The 1,274-nt window shown below is 31.1% G+C and carries 2 protein-coding genes; both read right to left on the minus strand.

Annotated features, from left to right (window positions below; translation table 11 throughout):
- The coding region (locus tag HMPREF2782_RS05380) for a phage replisome organizer N-terminal domain-containing protein (RefSeq protein WP_070641395.1) at positions 1-674 on the minus strand (674 nt) is incomplete at its 3' end.
- Between the two features lie 102 nt (positions 675-776).
- Positions 777-1,274 (minus strand): PcfB family protein (locus tag HMPREF2782_RS05385; protein WP_261668682.1); only part of this gene is annotated, 498 nt, incomplete at its 5' end.

Consider the following 1,274-nt stretch of genomic DNA (forward strand, 5'->3'; position numbering starts at 1 on the left):
TCTTTATCTTCTTCATACCATTTTAAGATTGTCACATAGTGGTTTTGATAGGTCTTACCACTGCTTTCCATGTATCTTGATAGTTTGTTTATCATTATTTCTGTGTGTGAGTTTAATTTTTCTTTTAGATTTTTATATTCTTCTTTGCTTAGCCTTACATTTTTGAATTCTCCATAAAAGATGGGGGTGGACTTTTTATCTATCTCTCCCTCTCTCTCTTTATCTTTATCTATCTCTATATCTTTCTCTATCTCTATCTCTTGTCGGACATGGGTTGGACTCATTAAGGACAATGTCCTCTGTTTATTTTGTCTGTATCTTCTTTTTTTCTCTGCCCAGGCTGTTTCTGATCCGATTAGGTTTGGTATTTCAGTTAAATAATATTCATCATTTTCTGTTACAACTTCTAATAAGCCTTGATTGATTAAATAATTAACTGTAACCATTACATCATCGTCTGTTTCATCTATGGTTAGTGCTAACTCTTTTATAAAATCACTTTCTACTCCGTCATAATAGAGTTTGCCCTCATCTTTTAGGCTTAGTAGTAGAAGTTTTAGGTATATTATCGTGTAGGTATCTCCTCCCGATATTCTCCTTAATCTTTTTATCCTCTTGTCTGTGAAAAATTCTTCTTTTAATTTTATCCAATAATATCTTTTGTTTGTTGCCATATCTGCTCCTTTCTTGATTTTCGATAATCGAAATTCTTGATTTCCGATTTTCGGAAGTCTTGTTATTGTGGTTATTTAAGGATGTAACTTTTCGTTACTCCCTTAGATTTCTCTGGTCATATCTTTTTTACTTGGTTTTACTTTTTCTTTTACTTTTCTTTTGACTTTCTCTTTTGTCTTATCCTTGTTCTTGGATAGGTCTTTGTATTTCTTTATTTGCTTTAGGATACTTTCCTTTTCTTTTTTATTTTCCTTGGCTATGACTTGCTTAAAGGCATATTCCATTACTTTTATGTCTTTGGCTTGGAAAAATATTTCATAGTTTTTACTTTCTTTGTTTTTCATTACTGAGAAACTTACTCCAAGTTTGTTTAGTTCTTTTTTTAAGTCTTTGAGGTCGCTTTGATCTATGCTTATATTTTCTAGTTGTCCTTTCTTGTAGAGGTCTTTTATTTTCATTTCATCGCCCATAAGGCTTTTTAGGTTTCCATTTGCTTTTTCTAAAGTTTCATTCATCTTTTTTCTTATTTCTTTTTCTAAGTTGATTGATTCTTTTGCTGCCTTTATTGTGTATGTTATTATAGTTTGTGCTGCTTGACC

The organism is Anaerococcus sp. HMSC068A02, from assembly GCF_001811125.1.
GTDB classification, from domain to species: Bacteria; Bacillota; Clostridia; order Tissierellales; family Peptoniphilaceae; genus Anaerococcus; species Anaerococcus vaginalis_C.